Below are 26,114 nucleotides of genomic sequence, written 5' to 3' on the forward strand. Positions count from 1 at the left end.
TAATCAGCATAACAGGAGCGAAACAATGCAATACAACGTCTTAGGAAAAACCGACCTTCGGGTCTCCCGCCTGTGTCTGGGCTGTATGACGTTTGGCGAACCGAGCCGCGGCAATCACGCCTGGACGCTTCCCGAAGAAAGCAGTCGTCCGATCATCAAACACGCCCTTGAGGGCGGCATCAACTTTTTCGACACCGCCAACAGTTATTCCGCAGGCAGCAGCGAAGAGATTGTCGGTCGCGCCCTGCGCGATTTCGCCCGTCGTGACGAGGTGGTGGTGGCGACCAAGGTCTTTCATCAGGTTGACGACCTGCCGGAAGGCTTATCCCGCGCGCAGATCCTGCGCTCTATCGACGACAGTCTGCGGCGTCTGGGTATGGACTACGTTGATATCCTGCAAATTCACCGCTGGGACTACAACACGCCGATAGAAGAAACGCTGGAAGCGCTGAATGATGTCGTGAAAGCCGGGAAAGCACGTTACATCGGCGCATCCTCAATGCACGCCTCGCAATTTGCCCAGGCGCTGGCTCTGCAAAAACAGCACGGTTGGGCGCCGTTCATCAGTATGCAGGACCATTACAATCTGATCTATCGTGAGGAAGAGCGCGAGATGCTGCCGCTGTGCTATCAGGAGGGCATCGCGGTGATCCCGTGGAGTCCGCTGGCGCGGGGTCGTCTGACCCGTCCGTGGGGGGAAACCACCGCACGCGTCGTCTCCGATGAGGTGGGTAAAAATCTGTACCGCGAAAGCGACGAAAACGATGCGCAGATCGCCGCCCGCCTGGCAGGCGTTAGTGAAGAGCTTGGCGCGACGCGCGCTCAGGTGGCGCTGGCGTGGCTGCTCAGCAAACCCGGTGTCGCCGCGCCGATTGTCGGCGCATCTCGGGAAGAACAACTGGATGAACTGCTGAACGCGGTGGATTTAACGCTGAAGCCGGAGCAAATAGCCGAACTGGAAACACCGTACAAACCGCATCCGGTGGTGGGATTCAAGTGAAGACAGCGCCCGATAGCACGACGCTTATCGGGCCTCTCCCGCATTTCAGGAATCGGTTAAAACATACCGATCGGCCAGTGGTGGCCGATAAAATACAAAATACCGGCAGAAATCACCCCTGCAACGATATCGTCAACCATGATCCCCATCCCACCGTGGACGTTGCGGTCAAACCAACGGATCGGCCATGGCTTCCACATATCAAGAATACGGAAAATAACGAACCCGGCTGCCACCCACTGCCAGTCGCGGGTCGGCAGCGCCATCAGGGTGATCCACATCCCGATGAATTCATCCCAGACAATACTGCCGTGATCATGGACGCCCATGTCTTTCGCAGTCTGATGGCAGAGATAGACCCCGATACAGATGCCCAGCATCACCACCAGTGAATAGAGCTGCCAGGGCAGAAAGGTCATCACATACCAGAACGGGATCGCCGCCAGTGACCCCATCGTGCCCGGAACCACCGGACTCAGACCACTGCCAAAACCGGTAGCCAACAAATGCCACGGGTTAGTCAGTTTCAGGCGGCTTTTCGCCGTATCTTTATGACGTGGCAAAATGGTCATATCCTTTCCAGTCGAAGGTGACAGGCTCGCCGTCACGCGTAAAACAGATCCCTTCCACATCCGCGCTCATCTGCCCGATGCAGGTAAACGGCACGCCGAGATGGCCGAGCGCGACATCCAGCGCCCCGCGATTCAGTTCCGGTACCGTAAAGCATAATTCATAGTCTTCGCCGCCGGAGAGCGCCCAGCGCAGCGCCTGTTCGCTTTCGACATGACGTTTGACCGCGTCGGAGAAAGGCAGCGTTTCAATGTCTATGCGCGCGCCGCAGGCGCTGGCTTTGACGATATGCCCAAGATCGGAAATCAGCCCATCCGACAGATCGATCGCCGCGCTCGCCTTGTCGCGCAGCGCCTGCCCTTGAAGAATACGCGGCGTCGGTCGCAGGTGGCGTTTTAGCAGATATTCCCGGTCAACCTCATCCGCAACCTGTAAACGGTGCTGTAAAATCGCCAGCCCTGCCGCGCTGTCGCCTGGCGTACCGGTAACGTAAATCCAGTCGCCCGGCTTCGCCCCTGAGCGTTTCAGGGCGCGGCCCACAGGGACGTAGCCGTGGATACCCAGCGTCATGGAGAGCGGCCCACGCGTGGTATCGCCGCCAATCAGCTGCATATCGTAATAATTGAGTAGTTCGAACAGACTGTCGCTGAATATTTCCAGCCAGCGTTCATCGACCTCCGGCAGCGTTATCGCCAGCGTCAGCCACGCCGGATCGGCGCCCATTGCCGCCAGATCGCTTAAATTGACCGCCAGCGCTTTATACGCCAGGTCCGCCGGATCGATATCGGCCAGGAAGTGATTACCCGCCACCAGCGTATCGGTACTGATCGCCAGGGTCTGTTTTTCAGGAATATTCAGGAGTGCGCAATCGTCGCCAATACCGGTTTCGACATCGAGACGAGAGCTTCTAACACGGTCAAAATAACGGGCAATCAGGGAGAACTCGCCGCATGCCATACGTTATGCCTCAGCAGAAATAAAGAAAAAGCCGCCAGCGGAGCGGAGGCGTCCCCGCGTCACTGACGGCCTGGTGATTACTTTTTGTTGGGGCGAATCGCAGGCGCTGCTTTATCCAGTACGCCATTGACGAACTTGTGGCTGTCTTCTGCGCCGAAGGTTTTCGCCAGTTCGATCGCTTCGTTGATGGCCACTTTATACGGCACATCGCTACGCTTAGACAGCTCAAACAGCGCAATGCGCAGGACCGCTTTTTCCACCTGACCCAGTTCTTCCAACAGGCGGGACAGGTAAGGCTTCATCAAACCGTCCAGGTACGCGCTGTTAGTCGCCACCCCGGACAGCAGTTCGCGGAAGTACATGACGTCAACATCTTTTACGTCCTGTTCTGCCAGGAACTGGTATTCAACATCAGCGATGTCGTTCTGGGACAACTGCCAGGAGTAGAGCGCCTGAACGGCACACTCACGAGCGCGGCGACGAGCAGCAGGTTTCACGGATTTCCCCTTACAAAAATCAGGCCTTGATGGCTTTCAATACATTAATCATTTCAAGCGCGGTCAGTGCAGCTTCCGCGCCTTTGTTACCGGCTTTGGTGCCAGCACGTTCAATCGCTTGTTCAATGCTTTCGGTGGTCAGTACGCCAAAGGCGACAGGAATTTCGCTGTCCTGAGCGACATGCGCCAGGCCATTGCTTGCCCCACCAGCAACATATTCAAAGTGCGCGGTGCCACCACGGATCACGGTGCCAAGCGCAATCACCGCGTCATATTTACCGGTTTTCGCCAATGCGCCAGCCGCCAGCGGCAGCTCGTATGCGCCTGGAACCCAAACGACGGTAATATTTTCATCTTTAACCTGGCCAATGCGTTTCAGTGCGTCAACCGCACCGTCCAGCAGGCTGTCATTGATAAAGTTGTTGAAACGCGCAATGGTGATGGCGACGCGAGCGTCCGGAGTAGCAACGTTAGCTTCAATAATGTTCATATTCTTCCTTCGGGTTCGGTATAAGCCCCCGCAGGGGGGCGGATTTTATCATAAATATCGTCGCGCTGCTTCCTAAATTCAGGCAGCCATTACGCGGGAATCAAATGCAGGCAAACGTCCGGACCTACACGACGTATCTCATTGAATGTAAACTTCGGCGCCTGGCTAAGTTGTTCAAGCCCTGGCAGGACGCATAATCCGCGGGCGTCATTGCCTAACAGTGTAGGCGCAACATAAACGATTAGCTCGTCCACCACGCCAGCCTGCAGCAGCGCGCCCGCAAGGGTCGGCCCCGCCTCCACCCAGAGGCTGTTGATCTGCTGTTTGCCTAACAACATCATCAGCACCACCAGATCAAGATGGCCATTGTGTTCCGGCACCAGAAGCGTACGCACCGTTTCCGGCCACTGGCGGGAATCATCTTTGGTACGCGCAAACCAGGTTTCTCCCGGCTGCTGAACAATGCGGTGTTCCGGCGTCACGCGATTCTGACTATCGATCACAATCCGCACCGGTTGGCGCAGCGTGTCCTGCGGGTATACCGCCTGCGTCGCGTCGTCCAGTTCAGTCCAGCGTACGGTCAGTTGCGGATCGTCCGCCAGTACCGTTGCGCTACTGGTCAGGATGGCGTGGCTTTGCGCACGCAGACGCTGAACGTCGCGTCGCGCCTGCGGCGAGGTGATCCACTTGCTTTCACCGCTCGCCATCGCCGTACGCCCGTCCAGCGAGGCGCCGAGCTTAAGCTGAACATACGGAAAACCGGTGCGCATTCGCTTGAGAAAGCCTTTATTTAACGCTTCCACTTCGCGCATCATCAGACCGTGGCTGACGTCGATCCCTGCCTGCTGCAGACGGTACAGCCCACGACCGGCCACCTGTGGATTCGGATCCTGCATCGCCGCGACCACGCGCGATACTCCGGCAGCAATCAGCGCATCGCAGCACGGCGGGGTGCGGCCATGGTGGCTACAGGGTTCAAGGGTAACGTAAGCCGTCGCGCCTTTGGCTTTTTCGCCGGCCATCCGCAGCGCATGGACTTCGGCGTGGGGTTCCCCGGCGCGGTGATGGTAACCCTCGCCGACAATTTCGCCCTCTTTCACAATCACGCAACCGACGTTGGGATTGGGGTGAGTGGTGAACCGCCCGCGCGCAGCAAGCTTCAGCGCGCGCGCCATGTATATCTCATCCTGCATGGCTTAGTCCTGTAGGCGAGCGATCTCTTCGCCGAATTCTTTGATATCTTCGAAGCTACGGTAGACGGAGGCAAAACGTATATAGGCGACTTTGTCGAGTTTCTTCAGTTGTTCCATCACCAGATTGCCGATCATTTTACTCGGCACTTCACGCTCACCGGTGGCGCGCAGCTGCGACTTGATGTGGTTCAGCGCCATTTCGACGTCATCTGAACTGACCGGACGCTTTTCCAGCGCACGTAACATGCCGCTACGTAGTTTTTCTTCATTAAAAGGTTCGCGCACGTCGTTGCTTTTCACAACCCGTGGCATCACAAGTTCCGCGACTTCGAAAGTGGTGAAGCGTTCGTTACAAACCAGACACTGCCGACGGCGGCGTACTGACGATCCCTCGCCCACAAGACGAGAGTCAATTACTTTCGTGTCTACGGCGAAACAAAATGGGCAATGCATACGGCGTCCTGACCAGGTGGTTAACAGAAATCTATTTTACCCTGAACTGACGTGACAACAAAGGCGCAACGCTTTTGAGACAAAGGATCGGTGTCTTTGCGCCGTTTACGCACTACCATTAGGTCAGTGCAATATTCCAGGAAAACCGCGATATGACAAAACGTTACCTAAGAATTCTCCTGGCGGGAAGCCTGTTTAGCCTTACCGCCTGCGCCCAGCAAAGCGAGGTTCGTCAGATGCATCAAAGCATCAGTACGTTAAATAAAGAGATGAATCAGCTTAATCAGGAAACGGTAAAAATTACGCAGCAGAACAGCCTGAACGTGAAATCCACCCGCGGCGTGTACCTGTTGCCGGGCTCAAATACGCCGGCGCGTCTGAACAGCCAGATTGGCACGCTGCGCATGTCGCTAAAAAATATCGCGCCGAATGCTGACGGCACACGCGTGACGCTACGGATTCAGGGTGAGTCCAACGATCCGTTACCGGCTTTCAGCGGCACCGTTGAATATGGGCAAATTCAGGGAACAACTGACAATTATCAGGAAGTCAATGTGCAGAATATGTTGATTAACGCCCCTGCCACCCTTCTGGCGCCAGCCGATGTGGACATTCCGCTTCAACTTAACGGTGTTACGCCCGAGCAGTTAGGCTTTATCCGTATTCATGATATCCAGCCTGTGACGCGCTAAACGCCTCTGCGGAACGTTTTGTGCGTTCCGCAACATCTCACCCGCCCTTTTTGTGACTCTACTGACATCACCGAAATTTTTGCTAATCCTTTGCAACATTCACCAAAGTCAGTACAATCGCCGCGCTAAAACACGCAAACGTGAACGCAATCGATTACGTGAATGATAGAAATGTGAAACATGACAGATTTTTGTGAGCAATGATTTTTATAATAGGCTCCGCAGAAACACGAAATATTTAGAAACCTAATTCGCGCCTTTTTCACTCCCGTTAGGGATTTTCAATCAGTGGCATAAATATGAAAAAAACATTACTTGCAGCCGGTGCAGTGCTCGCGCTTTCTACGTCTTTCACCGTGAACGCCGCCGACAACGACAAACCGCAGTATCTTTCCGACTGGTGGCACCAGAGCGTCAACGTTGTGGGTTCCTACCATACCCGCTTCGGACCGACACTGCGCAATGACACCTATCTGGAATACGAAGCTTTCGCCAAAAAAGACTGGTTTGATTTCTATGGCTACGTCGATGCGCCTCGCTTCTTCGGCGGCGACAGCAACTCCCGCGGGATCTGGAACCACGGTTCTCCGCTGTTTATGGAAATCGAACCACGCTTCTCGATCGATAAGCTGACCAACAGCGACCTGAGCTTTGGTCCGTTCAAAGAGTGGTATTTCGCGAATAACTATATCTACGATATGGGTCGTAACAGCGAAGGCCGCCAGAGCACCTGGTATATGGGTCTCGGTACCGACATCGACACAGGGTTGCCGATGAGCCTGTCCCTGAACGTCTATGCGAAATATCAGTGGCAGAACTACGGTGCGTCCAATGAAAACGAATGGGATGGCTACCGTTTCAAAGTGAAATACTTTGTGCCGATTACCGATCTGTGGGGCGGTAACCTGAGCTACATTGGCTTCACCAACTTCGACTGGGGCTCTGATCTGGGCGACGATCAGTACCGCACCAGCAACTCTATCGCGTCCAGCCACATTCTGGCGCTGAACTACGATCACTGGCACTACTCGGTGGTCGCCCGTTACTTCCATAACGGTGGTCAGTGGAAAGATGGCGATGAGCCGGTATGGCAGGCAGAACCGATCAAATCTAACGGCTTCGGCTGGTACCTGGTGGTAGGTTACAACTTCTAAGTAGCGCAAATAGCCGGGAGGCAACTTATGCCTGACCCGGCCTCCGCGCGTCGCCCGCTGTTCCGCAAGCGGGCTTTTTATCGCTTACCTTGCGCAAAAAATCCGCCAACGAGCGCTCTGCACTCTCGCAAAAGCGCCGTTCCGTCATCGTGATCTGCAAACATCTGTCGAGCCGAAAGCAGCGATAATCATCCCGCCGTTCGCACCAGGCGACCAAAAGCCAGTATTCGCCCCAGAAATACATCCCCAGCGGCTGCACCTCCCGCCAGGAGAGCTGTCCGGCCTCGTCGCGATAATGCAGCGCCAGCACCTGTTGGCCGGAAATGGCGCGATGAATAAGGTCGAATGCGCTGCGAGAATGCGGCTGTGTCCCAAAGTCCGGGGCGAATATCCGCGCCTGCTCGGCTTTACGGCGGCTTTCTTCCGGCAGGATCGCCAGCACTTTCTCTTGTGCTGACGCCAGTTCGCGCGACAGGGAATCTCCGCCCCAGGTCGTCAACAGACGAATGGCCGCAATCAGCGCTTCGGATTCCCGGTGAGTCAACATCAGCGGCGGCAAATCAAATCCCGCCATCAGGCGATACCCGCTGCCCGCCTCTCCTTCCACCGGTACTCCGGACAGTGACAGGTCGCGGATATCACGGTAGATCGTCCGTTCTGACACCTCCAGCCGCTCGGCAAGTAGCGCCGCCGTCGTCAGTCGCCTGCCGCGCAGGATCTGCACAATCTGAAACAAACGGTCGGCGCGACGCGTCATAGTGACTCTCTTACGTTAAGCGGGTTGATGTAATCCGACACGGTTACCTTCGCTGTCGGTAAACAGCGCCACGGTGCCAATCTCTTTGCCCAAATCGATCGGGCCGAACACGCATTCACCACCGGCGCTGGCGACGCGATCCAGCGTTGCCGCAAGATCGTCGGTGTGCAGATAAACGATTGCGCCCTGCGGCGAAGGCAAGACGCCGTCAATTTTCGCCAACGCGCCGCCGGTAGCCGGATCGTCATAGGGAAAGACCGCCAGATCGGCACAGTCCATTTTTTCGCGGCGCAGCGACAGCCCCAGCACCGGCTCATAAAACGCGATAGCGCGCGCCATATCGGTGACGGGAATTTCAAACCAGTTAATGATGCTTTTACTTTTCATCCTTCCTCCTGCCTGTGTGGTTGAGTTCAGAAGAAGAATAAAACAGGGCTCCTGACAGCATACTGTCAGTAATGATTGCGGAACAAGCCAGAAAGGAAAAAGAAAAATCCCGATCTTACGACCGGGATTTCATCAGGGAGCTGAACACCAGATTACGGCAGAATTGACGGCTGATCCGCCCCTTCTTTTTCGACTTTCTGCTGCAGCATGTGCTCGCGCTTCATACCCAGCTTCAGCGCCAGCGCCGACGCAACGTAGATGGAAGACGCGGTACCGATAGAGACACCGATCAGCATGGTCAGCGAGAAGCCTTCCAGCACCGGGCCGCCGAACAGGAACAGCATCAGAATCACCATCAACGTGGTACCGGAGGTGATCAACGTACGGTGCAGCGTCTGGGTCAACGACACGTTAAAGATTTCGTACGGCGTACCGCGACGAATCTTGCGGAAGTTCTCACGGATACGGTCGGATACCACGATGCTGTCGTTAAGCGAATAACCGATAACGGACATCAGCGACGCCACGATTGTCAGGTCGATCTCAATATGGAACAGCGACAGGATCCCAAGCGTGATGATCACGTCATGCGCCAGCGCGATCACCACCCCGGCCGCCAGTCGCCACTCGAAGCGGAAACCGACGTAAACGAGGATAGAAATCAGCGCGGCTAACAGCGCCATCGCGCCGGTTTGCGCAAGGTCAGCACCCACGCTCGGTCCGACGAATTCAATTCGCTTCACCGCCGCGTTCTGGTTGGTGGACTCGTTAATCACACTCAACACTTTGCTGCCCAGCACCTGGCCGCCGTTCGCCCCTTCGGTCGGCGGCATACGAACCATGATGTCGTGACTGCTGCCGAAGTTCTGTAAAAGCGGATCAACAAAGCCCGCTTTTTCCAGCGCATCGCGCATCACATCCATCTCCGCAGGTTTTTCCAGGGTGATTTCGATAACCGTACCACCGGTAAAATCGAGCCCCCAGTTAAAGCCGCGTACGCCCATAATCACAATGGCCGCAATCAGCAGAGCGCCTGAGATGCCGAAAGCCCAGTAGTCCCAGCGCATAAAGTCCCAGACTTTACGGCCATGGTTCAATTGTTCAACAGTATATTCCTGTGCCACTTCGCACTCCTCAGATTGACAGCTTTTTGACGCGCTTGCCGCCATACAGCAGGTTTACGATGGCACGTGTACCGACAATTGCGGTAAACATTGACGTCGCTACACCGATACCGGTCGTAATCGCGAACCCTTTAATCGCCCCGGTGCCGACCGCGTACAGAATGATAACTTTGATCAGCGTGGTGATGTTCGCATCGAAAATAGAGCTGAACGCCCCCGCATAACCTTCGTTAATCGCCTGCTGCACCGAACGCCCGTTGCTCAACTCTTCTTTGATACGTTCGTTGATAAGCACGTTCGCATCGACGGCAACGGCAAGGGTTAAGACGATCCCCGCAATCCCAGGCATACTCAGCGTGGCCCCCGGCAGCAGCGACATCACGCCGACAATCAGCACCAGGTTTGCGATCAGCGCGCTGGTCGCAATCAGACCAAACTTCTTATAGAACAAGATCATGAACAGGATGGAGACCGCCAGCCCCGCCAGACACGCTTCCAGACCCTGCTTAATGTTCTGCATACCCAGGGTTGGACCGATGGTCCGTTCTTCAACAATCTGAATCGGCGCAATCAGCGCGCCGGCACGCAGCAGCAGAGAGAGCTGACGCGCTTCGTTCGGGTTGTTGATGCCGGTAATACGGAAGCTGTTACCGAGACGAGACTGGATGTTGGCGATGTTAATCACCTCTTCCTGTTTCACCAGCACGGCACGACCGTTGGCGTCTTTCTTACCGCTGTCCTTATACTCCACAAACAGGGTCGCCATCGGCTTGCCGATATTGTCCTTTGTGAAGTTAGACATGATGTTGCCGCCTGCGCTATCGAGCGAAATGTTCACCTGCGGCTGGTTATACTCGTCCTGGCTGGACGTAGAGTCGGTGATATGGTCACCGGTCAGGATGACGCGTTTGTACAGCACAACCGGCTGGCCTTCACGCATCTGCTTCACTTCGGAGTCGCCCGGTACGCGTCCGGACGCTGCCGCAGCCTGGTCTACGTTGGTGTTAACCAGACGGAATTCCAGCGTCGCGGTCGCGCCAAGGATCTCTTTCGCGCGCGCCGTGTCCTGAATGCCAGGCAGTTCAACCACAATGCGGTCAGCGCCCTGGCGTTGCACCACCGGCTCGGCGACGCCCAACTGATTCACACGGTTACGCAGAATATTGATGTTCTGCTGAACCGCGTATTCACGCGCTTCGCTTAAGCGCGCATCGGTCATTACCGCACGCAGCGCGTTGCTTCCCTGGCTGGAGATCACCAGATCCGGGTGGCGTTTGCTGAGATACGCAATCGCGTCGTCACGCGTGCTGGCATCACGGAAATTGATGCTCAGACCGTAGTTGTCTTCTTTACGAACGGTAGTATACGGGATGCCTTTTTCACGCAGATCGCTGCGCAGGCTATCGATATTTTGTTCCTGCAATTTACCCAGCGCGGTGTCCATATCCACTTCCATCAGGAAGTGAACGCCGCCACGCAGGTCAAGACCGAGTTTCATCGGTTCTGCTTTGATGGCAGCCAGCCAGCGCGGGGTAGCCGGAGCAAGGTTAAGCGCCACGACGTATTTATCACCCAGCACGCCCACCAGCGCTTCACGTGCGCGCAGTTGAGTGTCGGTGGTGTCGAAGCGCGCAAGAATAGCGCCCTCTTCCAGTGCCACAGACTTCGCGGTAATTTTTTCTTTTTGTAACGTATTCTGGACCTGGATCAGCGTTTGCTCACTGGCGGCGACACCGCGCGCGCCAGTGATTTGAACGGCCGGATCCTCACCATACAGGTTGGGAAGCGCATACAGCAGACCGACGACAATGACGACGATCAGCATGACATACTTCCACAAAGGATAACGGTTTAACACGGCAGTTCCCTTCGGGAAAGTTACTATTACAGCGCCTTCATGGTGCCTTTCGGCAGAACGGCAGCTACGAAGTCACGTTTGATAACCACTTCCGTGGTGTCATTCAGCGCGATAGCGATGTAGCCAGTTTCTGCTACTTTGGTCACACGACCCACCAGGCCGCCATTCGTCAGGACTTCATCACCTTTCGCGATAGAATCCATCAGCTTTTTGTGCTCTTTGGTGCGCTTCTGTTGTGGGCGCAGGATCATGAAATAGAAGATCAGGCCAAACACAACCAGCATCAGAATCAGAGACATCGGGCTGCCCTGCGCCGGAGCACCTGTTGCCGCTACCGCATCAGAAATAAAAAAGCTCATTCAAATTCCCTCATTATTAAAATTAATCAACGTTTAAAGGTGGAACAGGTCGACCCTGACGTTGGTAAAAATCGGTCACGAAGCTCTCTAATTTACCTTCTTCAATAGCCTTGCGTAAACCCGCCATCAAACGCTGGTAGTAACGCAGGTTATGAATGGTATTGAGTCGCGCGCCCAATATTTCGTTGCAACGATCGAGATGATGCAAGTAGGCGCGTGAATAATTGCGACAGGTATAGCAATCACACTCAGCGTCGAGTGGGCTGGTGTCGCTTTTATGCTTCGCGTTACGAATTTTCACCACGCCGTCGGTCACGAACAGGTGACCATTACGGGCGTTGCGGGTTGGCATCACGCAGTCAAACATGTCAATACCGCGACGTACGCCTTCAACCAGATCTTCCGGTTTACCGACACCCATCAGGTAACGCGGTTTATCTGCCGGAATTTGTGGGCAGACGTGCTCCAGAATGCGGTGCATGTCCTCTTTCGGTTCACCCACAGCCAAGCCGCCGACAGCGTAGCCATCAAAGCCAATCTCTACCAGACCTTTCACGGAGATATCGCGTAAATCTTCGTAAACACTGCCCTGAATGATGCCAAAAAGCGCATTTTTGTTGCCGAGGCTATCGAAACGGTTGCGGCTACGCTTCGCCCAACGCAATGACATCTCCATCGAACGTTTAGCATAGTCCCAGTCCGCCGGATACGGCGTGCATTCGTCAAAGATCATCACAATATCGGAACCGAGATCGTACTGAATCTCCATCGATTTTTCCGGATCGAGGAAAATCGGATCGCCGTTGATCGGGTTACGGAAATGGACACCCTGCTCGGTGATCTTCCGAATGTCGCCCAGGCTGAACACCTGGAATCCCCCGGAGTCGGTGAGGATCGGGCCTTTCCACTGCATGAAGTCATGCAGATCGCCGTGGAGTTTCATGATCTCCTGGCCCGGACGCAGCCAGAGATGGAAAGTATTGCCGAGGATAATTTGCGCGCCGGTGGCTTCCACCTCTTCCGGCGTCATCCCTTTTACGGTGCCGTAGGTGCCCACAGGCATAAAAGCAGGCGTTTCCACTACGCCACGATCAAACACCAGGCGACCGCGACGCGCACGACCGTCGGTGGTATCAAGTTCGAACTTCATTATTTCTCCTGCATCAGAGAGACAGTCTGATGGTGATTACAGTGCCGCGGCCTTAGTCCCCGACACGCTCATTCAAAGCCTGCGGATTGTACGTGATAAACATCGCGTCCCCGTAGCTAAAAAAGCGATATTTTTGTTCTACCGCAGCCTTGTAGGCGTTCATTGTATGCTGATAACCGGCAAACGCGGAGACCAGCATGATAAGCGTAGATTCCGGCAGATGGAAATTGGTCACCAGCGCATCAATGACTTTGTACTGATAGCCGGGATAGATGAAGATCTGCGTATCGCCAAAAAACGGTTCGATGATGTCGTTTTTCGCCGCCTGCGCCGCGCTTTCAAGAGAACGCACCGAGGTGGTGCCGACCGCCACCACACGGTTGCCGCGCGCTTTCGCCGCCAGCACCGCATCAACCACCTCTTGCGGCACTTCGGCATACTCAGAGTGCATGATGTGATCTTCGATAGTGTCCACGCGTACCGGCTGGAACGTCCCCGCGCCGACATGCAGCGTGACAAACGCCATCTCAATACCTTTGGCGCGCAGTTTTTCCAGCAGCGGTTCGTCAAAGTGCAAACCGGCGGTTGGCGCCGCGACCGCGCCAGGCTTTTCGCTGTAAACCGTCTGGTACAGCTCGCGGTCGGCCTCTTCGTCCGGGCGCTCAATATACGGCGGCAGCGGCATATGGCCAATGGCGTTGAGGATATCAAGCACCGAGCGTTCGTCATGGAACGCCACTTCAAACAGCGCATCGTGGCGCGCGGTCATGGTTGCTTTAATGCTCTCGTCATCGCCCAGCAGCAGTTCTGCGCCCGGCTTCGGCGCTTTGGATGCGCGAATATGTGCCAGAATACGTTTATCATCAAGCATACGTTCGACCAGCACTTCAATCTTGCCGCCGCTGGCTTTACGGCCAAACAGGCGCGCCGGGATCACGCGGGTATTGTTAAAGACCAGCAGATCGCCAGGGTTGAGCTTGTCGAGCAGATCGGTGAAAGTACCGTGCGTCAGCGCGCCCGTTGGCCCGTCCAGTGACAGCAAGCGACAGCTGCTGCGCTCAGGCATGGGATAGTGAGCAATCAGGGATTCAGGTAGTTCAAAGGAGAAATCGGCGACGCGCATGACGTATACTCGTGACTTAAAAACAGGCGGCATAGTCTAGTGCTCACACCCTTTTGCTGCAACAACTAGCCGCCACCGGACAAATAAAACGCATGAATTTTCTCGCTCACCTGCATCTCGCGCACCTCGCGGACAGCTCCCTTTCCGGCAATTTGCTGGCCGATTTCGTGCGCGGCAACCCTGCCGATATCTACTCGTCAGAGGTTGTCGACGGGATTTTTATGCACCGCCGTATCGACGTGCTTACCGATAACCTGCCGGAAGTAACGGAAGCCAAAGCCTGGTTCCGTCCCGAAACGCGCCGTGTTGCGCCGATTACCCTTGACGTGATGTGGGATCACTTTTTGTCGCGCCACTGGGAACGGCTTTCGCCGGAGATGCCGTTGCCGGAGTTTGTGCGCTATGCCCATCAGCAGGTGTCGATCATTCTGCCAGACTCGCCGCCGCGTTTCGTTAATCTCAATAATTACCTGTGGTCGGAACGCTGGCTGGAGCGTTATCGCGAGATGAATTTCATTCAGAACGTACTCAACGGCATGGCCAGCCGTCGCCCGCGTCTGGATGCGCTGCGCGACTCCTGGTACGACCTGGACGAACATTACGACGCACTGGAAACACGTTTCTGGCAGTTCTACCCGCGCATGATGGCGCAGGCGAGAAATAAGCAGCTCTGACAGCATGATCAATGATAGGCAAAAGCTTGCTGAACGATTGTCGCCACCTCTTTGTCTTATTCGCGAACACTCTCTATACTGGCCCGCGTTGCGTTCCAAAAACCCTTAACTTTGCAGGAGAATAATATGGTACTGGTGACTCGTCCGGCTCCGGATTTTACAGCAGCTGCGGTACTCGGTAGCGGTGAAATCGTTGAAAACTTCAATTTCAAACAGCACACCAACGGTAAAGCGACCGTTCTGTTCTTCTGGCCAATGGATTTCACCTTCGTTTGCCCGTCCGAACTGATCGCGTTCGACAAACGTTATGAAGAATTCCAGAAGCGCGGCGTTGAAGTGGTTGGCGTTTCCTTTGACTCCGAATTCGTCCACAACGCATGGCGTAACACCCCTGTCGACAAAGGCGGCATCGGTGCGGTGAAATACGCAATGGTTGCTGACGTTAAGCGTGAAATTCAGAAAGCCTACGGCATCGAGCACCCGGAAGCGGGCGTTGCGCTGCGGGGTTCCTTCCTGATCGACGCAAACGGCATTGTTCGCCACCAGGTGGTTAACGACCTGCCGCTGGGCCGTAACATCGACGAAATGCTGCGTATGGTTGACGCGCTGCAGTTCCACGAAGAACACGGCGAAGTCTGCCCGGCACAGTGGGAAAAAGGTAAAGAAGGTATGAACGCGTCTCCGGACGGCGTGGCGAAATACCTGACCGAAAACGTTTCCAGCCTGTAACCGGCACGAATCACGTAAAAAGGCTCGCATAGCGAGCCTTTTTTATTGCGTTACGTCGCGCCGTCTTTTTTTACTTCACGCCAGAGACGAAAGGCCAGCAGCGCCAACAGCGCGACGCCGACAATCAGCACGCCCCAGACCAGCAACTGTTTTGCCTGGCTTTCACGTTCCGTCGCTGGGGTCGCAGTTAACCGTGATTCCCCGCCCAGTTTGACCGCTTCGTTGACGGAGGCCGAGGGTAGCGTCGCCACATCATAGGTTGTTCGCAAATCGGCCGGAATAAGCATATCCACGCCAACGCTTGCCGGTTCCGCTGCGCCATTCCCCCAGGCCAGCAGATAGGGGGCTTTCCCTTGCGCGTTGAACACCAGATCATAACGATCGCGGTAGCCTGTCACCTGCGGCAGCGTTTCCGGTAAGCGCGCGTTAAGCGTGGTGATTTTTATCGCCTCCACCAAGGTTCCGGGCAGCGGGACGGGCGCCGATGCCCTCCCCTCCAGCTGATAGAGCACCTCTTTTTTCAGCACCTGCCAGTCACTCTTCGCCGTACTGCGCCAGGCAATCTCGACGGGAAGAACGCCATCGCTGTTCAGAGTGATATCCAGCGAACTGAGCGGCTGAGGACGCGTCCACTGCCATTGCGCCTCCGTTGCCGACAACCGCCGTCCCTCGCCCTGCATCGCCATTTGCTCCGCCACGACGTGCGCGGGGGCGCTGACAGCCTTAACCCCCGTTAGCGCGACGGTGGCGCGGGGCGCTTCCAGCACAAGCAGCAGATAACGAATGGCATGCGGGGATAACGTGATATCGACGTCAATCCTGTCGAGTTTCAGACGATCGTTGCCGCTGGCGATATCCATCAATGGCATCTCCTCGCGCAGCGAATGCCAACGCTTGAGATTGACGCTGTAATAGACCGATGCTTTCCCCTGCCACGGCGTCTGCGGTGTATCCCAGGCGAGCTGAAGTTGGGACAGCGAAACCGCTTCGCTCGCCTTTTCCGGCAACGTCAGCAAATAGTGCTGACCGACGGGTTTCGCTTTCTCCCCTTCCAGCACGATCTCTACGCCGCTTTTGGAACGCAGCAGGATTTTATCGGTGTCGTCTTCCGTTGTCTGGCGTGACGTTACCGGCGAAGAGTCCAGCGGGAACAGCCGCAGCGCCGTCGGCTCAGTCGCCGCCTGCTGGCGCGCCGCCTTTACCAGGCTAAACGGCACCGCTTCTCCCCTTTGGTTAAATACGCGCACATCCTGCAGTTCCGGTGAGGCGCTTTGCTGATAGACGTCCTGAGGCAGCGCGATTCGGTACCACTGCGAAGGGGTGGATGTGCCAAGCGTCACGCCAAAAGCGTAGTCCTGCGGCGATGCCACTGGCGTCTCGTTACCCAATACCGGGCCAGCCAGCGTTAGCAGCATGGTACAGACCACGGCGTTAATCCATTTCATTTTTCTTCTCCTGCTTTGGGCGGTAACGGTGAGAAATAGCCAACGATCAGCACCAGAATCGCCACGCCGATAAAGGCTACCGCGCGCGCCAGACCGCCCCCGCCAGCGCTGTCCACCAGCATCAGTTTAACAATCACCAGCCCCAGCAGCACCGCGCCGCAGAGCCATTCCCGCCGCGAGGCCTGACGGGTCGCATGCAGCATCATCACCAACGCGCTGAGCATCCAGAACAGGGCGAAACAGGTCTGAATAAGCCGCGAATGCCATAGTGATTCAAGCTCCCAGGCCACTTCGCCATACCAGGCGAGCGCACGAAGCAGGACACCGTTCAGCCACCAGAATGCAAGCGCCATCAGCGCGACCACGGGCCAGGGCTGGCATAAAGAGAGTGTCGCAGGAAAATAGCGCCGCGCAGCGCGGTACAACGCGACCAGCCCCAGCAACGCGAAGGCGGCGCCTTCCTCCAGCGGGTTAACCAGCGGCAGGTATGCCTGGCGGTACACTACGCCATCCTGTAAGTTTGCCAGCGCCAGCAAGCCTGCCAGCGCAACCGCTACCGGCACCATCGCCTGCACAGCATATAGCGCCGGCCAGACCTTAAACGGCCAGAACTGACGGCGCGCCGCCGCGCCGATGAAAATAATCAGCAGCCCGCCTGTCGCCATCATCACGCCGCTTCCCCAGGCCGCCATGCCCCACGGCAAATCGCGGGCAAACCAGAACAATTCGGCGGCCAGCGCCAGTAAAAACATCCACAGGAGTGAAAGATGCAGCCCCCGGGAGATTCGCGGCGGTAACGCGCGCTCGTCGCGGCGCAGCAACATCAGCGCGGCAGGCAGCGCCAGACACCATGCCAGATTCTGCCAGCCCGCGGCAAACAGTGACTGGCGGGAAATTTGCAGCAAAAGCGCCATCAACATCACCGGCCACAACAGCCACTTACTGGCCTCCAGCGCGTGCCACGCCAGGCGTTTTCCGACGCTCCGCCAGCCCCAGACCGACACCGCCATCAGCGCCAGCACGCCGGACACCACCCAGGCATCTTTGTTGAAGATCAATTGCGAAGCGCCGGCCAGCGCGATAAGCCAGAACAGCACCCCGCCCGCCAGCAGTCCCCAGCTTCCCCGTATCGCGATCTGCCGCCATAACCACGCTGCTGCCAGCCAGCACAGGCTGAGCACCGCGAAAATCAGCATCAGGCTCAGCGCATCGCTTGCATCCGTCAACGCCCACAACGCGCTGCCGAGCGCCAGCACCAGCAGCGCTGTGCCGCTGTAGCTCATACGACGTTGCTGCTGTTGAACACCCAGCCATAAAATACCCAGGCCTTCCAGCGCCCAGGCCATCGCCGTCCAGCGCGCCGACAGCGCCAACGGGATAGCCAGCGTCGCAAATGCGCCGCCCAACGCCAGCGCCGCCAGCACCAGAGGACGTCCCAGCGACGGATAGCGACGCAGCGCCAGCCAGGCGAGACATAAGTAGACTCCGCCATAGCCCAGCGCGCTGAACGCCGGACCGTACTCCCAGTGACGGGTCATCGCGTACTGCATCCCAAAACCTATTAACGGCGGCGCAAACAGCAGCACGCCGTCGACAATCTGTCGGCCTTTCTCCTGCGCCCGCAGCGACAGCGCCACGCTCAGCACGCCAAAAATCAGGATATTCGCCGCCAGGAAAAGTTGGCAGTGAAGGTAATACGCTGGCTGATAGTCGCTCAGCCCCCACAGTCCGCCGACGCCAAAGGTAAAGAGCAGGCCGAGCAGGTTAAGTTCGCGCCAGTGCTGCCAGATGCTGATCGCGAGAATGCCAACTGAAAGCAGTAAATAGAAGGAGAACAGCGCGACATAGTTGCCGCTGCCGGTAGACAGCAGCAGCGGAGCGAGATAGCCGCCGAGACTCGCCAGCATCGCCAGGCTGAGCGCCTTTTGTAATATCGCCAGCCCGACGCTCGCCGCACAGATCACCACCAGCAGCGCAAAGGCCAGCGTCATCGGCAGCATCTGCCAGAGACGAAAGGCGCCAAAGACCGTGAGATAGAGTGCGCCCGTTGCGCCCCCCTGCAAAATCAACGCATAGACGGGCTGTCTATGCCGCAGCCGCCAGCCGACGGCGAGCAGGACAATGGCAAACAGCGCAGCCGCCACCAGGCGCAGTTCAAGCGGGAACAGGGCGTGCTCAACCGTATAGCGCAGCAGAAAAGACAGCCCAAGAAACAGCAGCAGAATACCGAGTTTCGCCAGCGGGTTGCCCTGCATAAACCAGCGCGCCAGCGAAGTTATCATGCCGCCAAAGGCGGAAGGCGGCTTTGCCACTGCAGGGGCCGGGTCGCGCGGCGGGACAACATCGTTGTTTGCCGCGCGCTGAGGACGCTGCGCTCGCCACGGGCTCGCCGGTTCAGACGCAACGTCGGGCACAGATTCGGTCGGGATGACCGTTTCAACCGGCTGCGCTGGCGTCGGCGTTGTCTGCGCAACCGTCGGCGCTGCGACAGCGCGCTGCTCGAGTTCTTCCACCCGGCGGCGCAGTCTGGCAAGCTCATCGCGGGTGGTCGCGCTTCGGTTAAACGCGACAATCGCCAGGATCGGCACCACCACCAGCGCGAAAAACACGATGATGCAGCCAAGGATTAAAAGGTCGTCCATGTTGTCACCTTCACTGTACGGGATCGTCTAAGATTGACACAAATTGTTGCATTTGCGCTATCTCTGAAGATGAAAATGCCGGATGGCGCGTCAGCATCTCATCCGGCAACAACGGGACTTTACCGTATCGGGCAGGCGCCAGCGCCCCCGCCCGTCAGGTTAAAAAGCGAAGCAGGAACAGCCCAGCGCTCCCCAGAATGCGCGATCGTCGGAAACCGCAATTCCGGATTTTCGGGCAATGTCGTGCTGATGACCGTGAACGCCGCAACTGCCGCAGCACTGATGCATTTGCACTACCGCTCCCACCTTCGCCGACGCTGGCGGCGCGGCGCGGTAATGTCCAGGCACATTCACCACCGGCGACCAGTCCGGCACTACCGGGATAGCAGGCGGCGCCAGCGGCGTGAAAGGCCCGGCGGCATAGACCACTTTACCATCCACAACCGTCATCACTGACTCAATGCCTTTGATCTCCTCCTCCGCAACGCTGAAGTAGTCTTTCGACAGCACCACCAAATCCGCCAGTTGATCTTTCACAATGCGGCCTTTTTTGCCCTGTTCGCTGGAGAACCACGCGCTACCCGCCGTCCACAGCTCAAGCGCCACGTCGCGCGGCAAACGGTTGTTCTCGTCATACATCGCCGTCCCGCCCACCGTACGCCCGGACACCAGCCAGTAAAGCGCTGTCCACGGGTTATAACTGGCAACGCGGGTCGCATCCGTCCCCAGCCCGACCGGAACGTCGGCCGCCAACATTTTCGCGACCGGCGGCGTATGCTTCACCGCCTCTTTGCCGTAGCGGTCAATAAAATATTCGCCCTGAAACGCCATGCGGTGCTGTACCGCTATCCCGCCGCCGAGCGCCTTCACGCGGTCGATGTTGCGTTCGCTGATGGTCTCGGCATGGTCGAAGAACCAGTGCAGACCGTTAAACGGGATATCGCGATTCACCTTCTCAAACACATCCAGCATCCGGCCTATCGATTCGTCGTAAGTGGCGTGCAGGCGGAACGGCCAGCGGTGTTCGACCAGATGGCGCACCACGCGCTCCAGTTCATCCTCCATGCCTTCCGGCAGGTCCGGGCGCGGCTGAAGGAAATCCTCAAAATCCGCCGCCGAAAAGACCAGCATTTCTCCCGCCCCGTTCGCGCGATAAAAGTCGGTCCCCTGCCCCGGTTTGAGCATATCGGTCCAGCGCTCAAAATCTTCAAGCTCCTGCTGCGGACGCTGAGTAAACAGGTTGTAGGCAATGCGCACGGTCATCTGATCGTTTGCATGTAACTGCTCAATAATCTGATAATCTTCCGGGTAATTCTGGAAGCCGCCGCCCGCGTCGATGGCGCTGGTCAGCCCAAGGCGATTCAGCTCGCGCATAAACTGGCGGGTCGAGTTGACCTGCATGTCCAGCGGCAGCTTCGGTCCCTTCGCCAGCGTCGAATAGAGGATCATGGCGTTTGGTTTGGCGATCAGCATTCCGGTTGGATTACCGTTACCGTCGCGAACAATTTCGCCGCCTACCGGGTCTGGCGTTGCTTTGGTGTAACCGACCGCGTTCAGCGCCGCACGGTTGAGCAGCGCGCGGTCGTACAAATGAAGCACAAACACCGGCGTATCCGGCGCAGCCTCGTTAAGCTCCTCCAGCGTCGGCATTCGGCGTTCGGCAAACTGGAATTCACTCCAGCCGCCCACCACGCGAACCCACTGCGGCGACGGCGTTCGGTCTGCCTGCGCCTTCAGCATACGCAGCGCGTCCGCCAGTGACGGCACGCCTTCCCAGCGTAGCTCAAGATTGTAGTTCAGCCCTCCGCGAATCAGGTGCAGGTGCGAGTCGTTAAGACCGGGGATTACGGTATGGCCTTTCAGGTCGACAACCTGCGTACCGTCAGCGGCCAGACCCATCATCTGGTCGTGGCTTCCCGTGGCGAGGATTTTACCGTCTTTAATGGCAACCGCTTCCGCATGCGGGCATTGGCTATCGAGGGTGTGTATTTTTCCGTGAGTCAAAATTAATGAGGCAGTGTGAGACATAATATTCTCCTGATGAGTCGGTCAGGCTTTTTTCAGCCAGCCGGCAAACAGACGGGTGACGATGGGCATCCAGAACCAGACAACCAGCGCAACCACGCACGCATCGTTGATCAGATGCAACGCTAACGATCCCTTCAGGGTGGGCAGGATCATCCCGGTCAGCCAGGGCACCAGATTGGTGCTGGGAAAAATGACCAGCAGGGTGATAAGAAATTGCTTCCAGCGGCGTGGCTGCCGGACATGCGGCGCGGGTGGGGTGAACCAGAACGCGGCTTCCGTATGAATTTCCGTTTTATCGCCATCCGCCAGCAGCGGAGCGATTTCGTCGACCAGAATCCGTCGGGTGTCCGACTGCGTCCAGTTGTAGAGATGCTCGAGCGTGTCGAAGCGGATGATGATATTCCAGTGATTTTGCCCATCGGTGGGGCGAATGACGTTTGCCCCCAAATGACCGGGGAACTCCGCCGCGACCGGCATAATTTTTCCAAGCCATAATTCATACCGCGCCGCCTGTTCAGGCCGGAGAGTGTGGGTAATCACCAACGTCACAGATTTATTCTGCGCCATGACAAATTCCTTACCGAAGGTCAATGGCGGGTTGCCCCGCCATGGGAATCAGGCTTTACGTTCAGGCACGCCATGTACCAGGGTGTAAGCGTAATCCACCCCCATACCGTAGGCGCCGCTGTGTTCACGCACCAGATCCATAACCGCGTCATAGGTCTCTTTGCGCGACCAGTCGCGCTGGTACTCAAGCAGAACCTGCTGCCATGTCACCGGCACCGCCCCGGCCTGCACCATACGATCGATAGCGCGTTCGTGCGCATCAACCGACGTCCCGCCGGAAGTGTCGGTAACCACATAAACTTCGTAACCGGCTTCCAGCGCCATCAGCGCCGGGAAGGTCAGGCACACTTCAGTCCACAGCGCCGAAATAATCAGTTTTTTACGCCCGGTAGCCTCAACGGCTTTGACAAACGCCGCATCTTCCCAGGAATTCATGGACGTGCGTTCGATGGGTTTGACATCCGGATGAACAGCGAGCAATTCCGGCCAGATATAGCCGCTGAAACTTTTCGTTTCTACTGAAGTATAGATAACCGGCACATTAAATATTTTGCCTGCTTTCGCCAACGCAACCGTATTATTCTTTAAAAGCTGTCTGTCTATATTAGCTACACCGAATGACATCTGCGGCTGATGATCAATAAAAATCAGGGCGGAATTAGACGGATCAATCAATTCACGGATAGACATAAATACACCTTACAATCAATAAGTTATGGGTAAACTTCTGTGTGTGCTATATACGTTCGGGCCCGGATTGATAAAGCAAATTGAGTATAGCGAGAATTGATTGTGAGGATATTAAAGAAATTTGTCCGCTCTGTTTAATTTAACCGAACAAGATAAAAAGGCAGGTTTTAATACCTGCCTTTAATAAGGATTAATGACCTAACCAAATGGCAGCGGATATCGCCGGTAATGACAGTACGCAGTCCTGCAAATCGGCCTTACCTTCTTTGATCTGCCAGGCGTTAACATTTAGCAGCGGCGACGCCGGTAAAACCACCTCGCAGGCTTCACCGCGATTGATCGCGACCAGCACGCGCTGTTGGTTATAAACGCGTAAAAACACCACCACATTGTCTTGCGCATATATCACCTGACAGCCGCCATAGCGCAGCGCCTGGCTGCGCTGGCGCAGCTTCGCCAGACGCTGGTACAGCGCCAGCAGCGCGGCATCCTGCTTCTCCGCCTGCCAGGGGAAGGGTTTGCGGCAGAACGGGTCGTTGTTGCCATCCAGTCCCACCTCATCGCCGTAGTAAATGCAGGGGACGCCCGGCCAGCTAAACAGCCAGACAACCGCCAGCGGCAAACGCGCGACGTCTTTTCCAAGCAGCGATTTAAACCGCGCCGTATCGTGGCTGTCGAGCTGGTTGAACATCCGCAACTGCTGCTGGTGCGAGAGCCCCGCGCGGTAATTCTCCATCCACGCCATACAGGTCTGCGCGTCAATCTGTTGCGGATCGTAAGAAATATCCGTGTTCGCGAGAAACCCCCACAGCGGGAAAGTAAAACCGCGGTAGTTCATCGCCGCGTCTTCGACGTCCGCCTGCAGCCACTGCCGCGCGTCGCCAAAGTGCTCGCCGACAATATAGGCTTCCGGCTGCGTCTCTTTCGCCGCCTGCGTAATGCCCGCGACGTGCCGGAGGTTATGCCGCGCTCCGCCGTCTTCGCCAAGCATATGCACCACATCGAGCCGCCAGCCGTCCATATTCCAGGGCGCTTTCAGCCAGTGGCGCACAATGCTGTCTTCACCGCGGTAAATTTCATTAACCAGACTTTCCGATCGGTAGTCCAGTTTTGGCAAACTGGGGTAGCCCAGCCAGTCCAGCGCGACGCCATCCTCTGAAAAGCTGTACCAGTCGCGCCAGGGAGACGCCGGATTATGGCACGCGCCGCCCGTCCCCCGGTTATGCCGGTCAAACCATGCATGGGAATCACCGCTGTGGTTAAACACGCCGTCCAGCACCAGCCGTATCCCCTGCTGCTGCGTCTTCTGCCGCAAACGCATCAGCGCCGGATCGCCGCCAAACTGCGGATCCACGTGACGATAATCTTCCGTGTCATATTTATGCACGCTTGGCGCGGTGAAGACCGGATTCAGATACAGCGCGGTCACGCCGAGCTTTTTCAGATACGGCAGCTTCTCGCTGATCCCATCCAGATCGCCGCCATAAAAGGTCGATCCCCCGGCCTGCGCGGTCAGGGGATCGTCCCAGTCGCGCAAAACAATGTCCTGACCCGCCGCATGATGGAAATAGACGTTATCCTGCTGCGCCTCGCGCGGCTGGCTACGCGCAAAACGATCGGGGAAGATCTGATAAAAAATTTGATCGGCCACCCACTGCGGGCCGTTATCCGGCACGTCAATGGCAAACTGCTCAAGGCGGGCCGGCGGGAAGCGGCTGAATCCCTGTGGCGTAAACCAGCGCTGGCGATCGTGCCAGAGCAGCTTAAAGCTGTAGCGGCGACGCGGCTGGCCGCGACTCAGGTCGATGACCGCGCGCCATGCGGTGACGCCGGGATGTGGCTGGCTGCGCAGTTTGTGCATTGCCAGCGACGTTTCTTCGTTGTCATTTTCCGCGCGCAGCGTCACGCGTTGAGGCAGGTTTTCCCCCGCCAGCCAAAGCGTAATGCTCAGTTGCGCTTTGTTTTGCTTAACAAATGGGGCAACCGGAAGGTGCCAGGCGTTCAACATCACGTATCCCCTTTGATGAAAATGCGCTCACCTTGCCACAGCAATTTACAGGATAACTCATCATCTGCAGGTTTATTGGGGGAGGAGTGTGGGGGAGGATATTTTGGCGGCATTGCCGGGTGGCGACGCTGACGCGTCTTATCCGGCCTGCGAGCATTCGCAGACCGGACACACACCGTTACTGCGCCATCAGACGATCGCGGCGGCGTTTGAACATCCAGCCAATCAGCAGCAGGACAATCCACGCAAAACCAACGTACAGCGAGATGCGGGTATCCGGGTGATAGCCAATCAGCCCAATGATAAAGACGAGAAAGATCAGCCCGGCGGTAGTGGTCGCCACACCGCCTGGCACTTTAAATTTCAGCGCGTTGACCTCGTCGGGCGGCAGACGGTGACGGAAGGCAATCTGCGACAGCAGGATCATAATCCACACCCACACCGTGGCGAAGGTCGCCAGCGAAGCGATAACCAGGAAGACGTTTTCCGGCATGATATAGTTCAGATAAACCGCAAACAGCAGCGCAACGGTCATCACCATCACGGTCACCCACGGAATACCGCGGCGCGAAGTCCTGGCAAACACCTTCGGCGCGCTGCCCTGCTCCGCCATGCCGTGCAGCATACGACCCACGCCAAAGACGTCAGAGTTAATCGCCGACAGCGAAGCGGTAAGCACCACGAAGTTCAGAATGCTGGCGGCAAACGTTATTCCCAAATGCTGGAAGGTCAGTACAAACGGGCTACCATTGGTTCCCACCTGGTTCCACGGGTAAATCGACATAATGACAAACAGCGTTCCCACGTAGAACACCAGAATACGCATCGGCACTGAGTTAATCGCGCGCGGGATCGATTTCTCCGGGTCTTTCGCCTCCCCGGCGGTGATACCGATGATCTCAATCCCGCCGTAGGCGAACATCACCATCTGGAGAGACATCACCATGCCCAGCCAGCCGTTGCTGAAAAAGCCGCCATTGCTCCACAGGTTATGAATACCGGTCGGCTGACCGCCGTTGCCAATCCCCCAGATGATAATGCCGAAACCGGCGGCAATCATGATGATAATGGTGGCGACTTTAAAGAAGGAGAACCAGAACTCCAGTTCGCCGAAAACCTTCACGCTCATCAGGTTGATGGCGCAAATCAGCAGCACCACGCTAAGCACCCAGATCCAATGCGGCACCGCCGGGAACCAGACGCCCATATAGATACCGAACGCGGTCACGTCGGCGATGGCGACGATCAGTATTTCAAAACAGTAGGTCCAGCCGGTGATGTAGCCCGCCAGCGGGCCGAGGTTTTCTTGCGCATAGCGCGAAAAAGAACTGGCTGCGGGGTTGTGAACGGACATTTCGCCCAATGCGCGCATAATGATATACGCGGCAACCCCGCCAATAATGTACGCCAACAGTACGCTTGGCCCCGCCATTTTGATGGCGTCCGCCGAGCCGTAGAATAGCCCGGTGCCAATTGCTGAACCCAGTGCCATAAAGCGAATGTGCCGGGTGCTTAGCCCACGCTTTAGCTTGTTATTACTTTCCATCAATTCCTGACCCATCTACAC

General features: G+C 56.7%; 25 protein-coding genes. 5 read left to right on the forward strand and 20 right to left on the reverse strand.

Annotation, left to right across the window (positions count from 1 at the left end):
- Nucleotides 1-25 precede the first annotated feature (25 nt).
- Nucleotides 26-1,000 carry an aldo/keto reductase gene (locus tag OGY07_RS19845; protein ID WP_060569061.1) on the forward strand — a complete coding sequence of 325 codons (975 nt, stop codon included), beginning with the start codon at nucleotides 26-28 and terminating at the stop codon, nucleotides 998-1,000.
- A 56-nt stretch (nucleotides 1,001-1,056) separates the two neighbouring features.
- On the opposite strand, the gene pgpA is transcribed toward OGY07_RS19845, so the two are convergent.
- From pgpA to nrdR, 6 genes are all read right to left on the reverse strand, one after another.
- On the reverse strand, nucleotides 1,057-1,572 hold the full coding sequence (gene pgpA, locus OGY07_RS19850; protein WP_042285958.1) for a phosphatidylglycerophosphatase A: 516 nt from the start codon (nucleotides 1,570-1,572) through the stop codon (nucleotides 1,057-1,059).
- On the reverse strand, nucleotides 1,550-2,527 hold the full coding sequence (thiL, locus tag OGY07_RS19855; protein WP_286602673.1) for a thiamine-phosphate kinase: 978 nt from the start codon (nucleotides 2,525-2,527) through the stop codon (nucleotides 1,550-1,552). Before thiL ends, pgpA begins: the two co-directional genes overlap by 23 nt.
- A 77-nt stretch (nucleotides 2,528-2,604) precedes the next feature.
- Nucleotides 2,605-3,024: a transcription antitermination factor NusB gene (gene nusB, locus OGY07_RS19860; protein WP_042285962.1), complete on the reverse strand. Its 420-nt coding sequence runs from the start codon at nucleotides 3,022-3,024 to the stop codon at nucleotides 2,605-2,607.
- Between the two features lie 19 nt (nucleotides 3,025-3,043).
- On the reverse strand, nucleotides 3,044-3,514 hold the full coding sequence (gene ribH, locus OGY07_RS19865) for a 6,7-dimethyl-8-ribityllumazine synthase (RefSeq protein WP_042285964.1): 471 nt from the start codon (nucleotides 3,512-3,514) through the stop codon (nucleotides 3,044-3,046).
- 89 nt (nucleotides 3,515-3,603) lie between these two features.
- The gene (ribD, locus tag OGY07_RS19870) at nucleotides 3,604-4,707 is read right to left on the reverse strand and encodes a bifunctional diaminohydroxyphosphoribosylaminopyrimidine deaminase/5-amino-6-(5-phosphoribosylamino)uracil reductase RibD (protein ID WP_205612865.1); all 1,104 of its coding nucleotides are present in this window, start codon (nucleotides 4,705-4,707) and stop codon (nucleotides 3,604-3,606) included.
- A gap of 3 nt (nucleotides 4,708-4,710) precedes the next feature.
- A complete protein-coding gene (gene nrdR, locus OGY07_RS19875; protein ID WP_012904816.1) occupies nucleotides 4,711-5,160 on the reverse strand; it encodes a transcriptional regulator NrdR in 450 nt (149 codons plus the stop codon).
- Between the two features lie 152 nt (nucleotides 5,161-5,312).
- Here nrdR and OGY07_RS19880 point away from each other — a divergent pair, with 152 nt between their 5' ends.
- Nucleotides 5,313-5,852 (forward strand): SadB/YajI family lipoprotein, encoded by a 540-nt coding sequence (locus tag OGY07_RS19880; protein ID WP_199956512.1) that lies wholly within the window; start codon nucleotides 5,313-5,315, stop codon nucleotides 5,850-5,852.
- Between the two features lie 299 nt (nucleotides 5,853-6,151).
- Nucleotides 6,152-7,006 carry a nucleoside-specific channel-forming protein Tsx gene (locus tag OGY07_RS19885; RefSeq protein WP_042285970.1) on the forward strand — a complete coding sequence of 285 codons (855 nt, stop codon included), beginning with the start codon at nucleotides 6,152-6,154 and terminating at the stop codon, nucleotides 7,004-7,006.
- Between the two features lie 25 nt (nucleotides 7,007-7,031).
- Here OGY07_RS19885 and OGY07_RS19890 read toward each other — a convergent pair whose 3' ends face one another.
- The 7 genes from OGY07_RS19890 to queA form a co-directional block, all read right to left on the reverse strand.
- Nucleotides 7,032-7,763 (reverse strand): helix-turn-helix transcriptional regulator, encoded by a 732-nt coding sequence (locus OGY07_RS19890; RefSeq protein ID WP_042285971.1) that lies wholly within the window; start codon nucleotides 7,761-7,763, stop codon nucleotides 7,032-7,034.
- A gap of 15 nt (nucleotides 7,764-7,778) precedes the next feature.
- On the reverse strand, nucleotides 7,779-8,150 hold the full coding sequence (locus OGY07_RS19895) for a VOC family protein (RefSeq protein WP_181821876.1): 372 nt from the start codon (nucleotides 8,148-8,150) through the stop codon (nucleotides 7,779-7,781).
- 152 nt (nucleotides 8,151-8,302) lie between these two features.
- Nucleotides 8,303-9,274, reverse strand: coding sequence for a protein translocase subunit SecF (secF, locus tag OGY07_RS19900; protein WP_042285973.1), 972 nt, complete (start codon nucleotides 9,272-9,274; stop codon nucleotides 8,303-8,305).
- A gap of 10 nt (nucleotides 9,275-9,284) precedes the next feature.
- Entirely contained in the window at nucleotides 9,285-11,132 is a 1,848-nt protein-coding gene (gene secD / locus OGY07_RS19905) for a protein translocase subunit SecD (protein WP_286602678.1), read from the reverse strand.
- 26 nt (nucleotides 11,133-11,158) lie between these two features.
- The gene (gene yajC / locus OGY07_RS19910) at nucleotides 11,159-11,491 is read right to left on the reverse strand and encodes a preprotein translocase subunit YajC (protein ID WP_012904809.1); all 333 of its coding nucleotides are present in this window, start codon (nucleotides 11,489-11,491) and stop codon (nucleotides 11,159-11,161) included.
- Nucleotides 11,492-11,513: 22 nt separating this feature from the next.
- A complete protein-coding gene (gene tgt, locus OGY07_RS19915) occupies nucleotides 11,514-12,641 on the reverse strand; it encodes a tRNA guanosine(34) transglycosylase Tgt (RefSeq protein ID WP_286602681.1) in 1,128 nt (375 codons plus the stop codon).
- 52 nt (nucleotides 12,642-12,693) lie between these two features.
- On the reverse strand, nucleotides 12,694-13,764 hold the full coding sequence (gene queA / locus OGY07_RS19920; RefSeq protein ID WP_042285980.1) for a tRNA preQ1(34) S-adenosylmethionine ribosyltransferase-isomerase QueA: 1,071 nt from the start codon (nucleotides 13,762-13,764) through the stop codon (nucleotides 12,694-12,696).
- Between the two features lie 92 nt (nucleotides 13,765-13,856).
- On the opposite strand from queA, the gene acpH reads away from it, so the two are divergent.
- Together acpH and OGY07_RS19930 are read left to right on the forward strand one after the other, a co-directional pair.
- Nucleotides 13,857-14,438, forward strand: coding sequence for an ACP phosphodiesterase (acpH, locus tag OGY07_RS19925; RefSeq protein ID WP_042285982.1), 582 nt, complete (start codon nucleotides 13,857-13,859; stop codon nucleotides 14,436-14,438).
- 126 nt (nucleotides 14,439-14,564) lie between these two features.
- Nucleotides 14,565-15,167, forward strand: coding sequence for a peroxiredoxin (locus OGY07_RS19930; protein ID WP_042285985.1), 603 nt, complete (start codon nucleotides 14,565-14,567; stop codon nucleotides 15,165-15,167).
- Nucleotides 15,168-15,217: 50 nt separating this feature from the next.
- On the opposite strand, the gene OGY07_RS19935 is transcribed toward OGY07_RS19930, so the two are convergent.
- The 7 genes from OGY07_RS19935 to proY form a co-directional block, all read right to left on the reverse strand.
- A complete protein-coding gene (locus OGY07_RS19935) occupies nucleotides 15,218-16,612 on the reverse strand; it encodes a DUF3999 family protein (protein WP_286602685.1) in 1,395 nt (464 codons plus the stop codon).
- Complete coding sequence (locus OGY07_RS19940) at nucleotides 16,609-19,254, reverse strand: DUF2339 domain-containing protein (protein WP_286602687.1); 2,646 nt, start codon at nucleotides 19,252-19,254, stop codon at nucleotides 16,609-16,611. Before OGY07_RS19940 ends, OGY07_RS19935 begins: the two co-directional genes overlap by 4 nt.
- Before the next feature lie 159 nt (nucleotides 19,255-19,413).
- Nucleotides 19,414-21,282, reverse strand: a complete 1,869-nt coding sequence (locus OGY07_RS19945; RefSeq protein ID WP_181821880.1) for an amidohydrolase — start codon at nucleotides 21,280-21,282, stop codon at nucleotides 19,414-19,416.
- Nucleotides 21,283-21,303: 21 nt separating this feature from the next.
- Nucleotides 21,304-21,849: an antibiotic biosynthesis monooxygenase gene (locus tag OGY07_RS19950; protein WP_205612870.1), complete on the reverse strand. Its 546-nt coding sequence runs from the start codon at nucleotides 21,847-21,849 to the stop codon at nucleotides 21,304-21,306.
- A 48-nt stretch (nucleotides 21,850-21,897) separates the two neighbouring features.
- Nucleotides 21,898-22,539 carry a hydrolase gene (locus OGY07_RS19955; RefSeq protein ID WP_286602689.1) on the reverse strand — a complete coding sequence of 214 codons (642 nt, stop codon included), beginning with the start codon at nucleotides 22,537-22,539 and terminating at the stop codon, nucleotides 21,898-21,900.
- 190 nt (nucleotides 22,540-22,729) lie between these two features.
- Nucleotides 22,730-24,547, reverse strand: a complete 1,818-nt coding sequence (malZ, locus tag OGY07_RS19960; protein ID WP_286602691.1) for a maltodextrin glucosidase — start codon at nucleotides 24,545-24,547, stop codon at nucleotides 22,730-22,732.
- A 178-nt stretch (nucleotides 24,548-24,725) separates the two neighbouring features.
- The gene (gene proY, locus OGY07_RS19965; protein ID WP_286602693.1) at nucleotides 24,726-26,093 is read right to left on the reverse strand and encodes a proline-specific permease ProY; all 1,368 of its coding nucleotides are present in this window, start codon (nucleotides 26,091-26,093) and stop codon (nucleotides 24,726-24,728) included.
- Between the last annotated feature and the right edge of the window lie 21 nt (nucleotides 26,094-26,114).

It is taken from the genome of Citrobacter sp. Cs237 (assembly GCF_030332325.1).
GTDB lineage: Bacteria > Pseudomonadota > Gammaproteobacteria > Enterobacterales > Enterobacteriaceae > Citrobacter_A > Citrobacter_A sedlakii.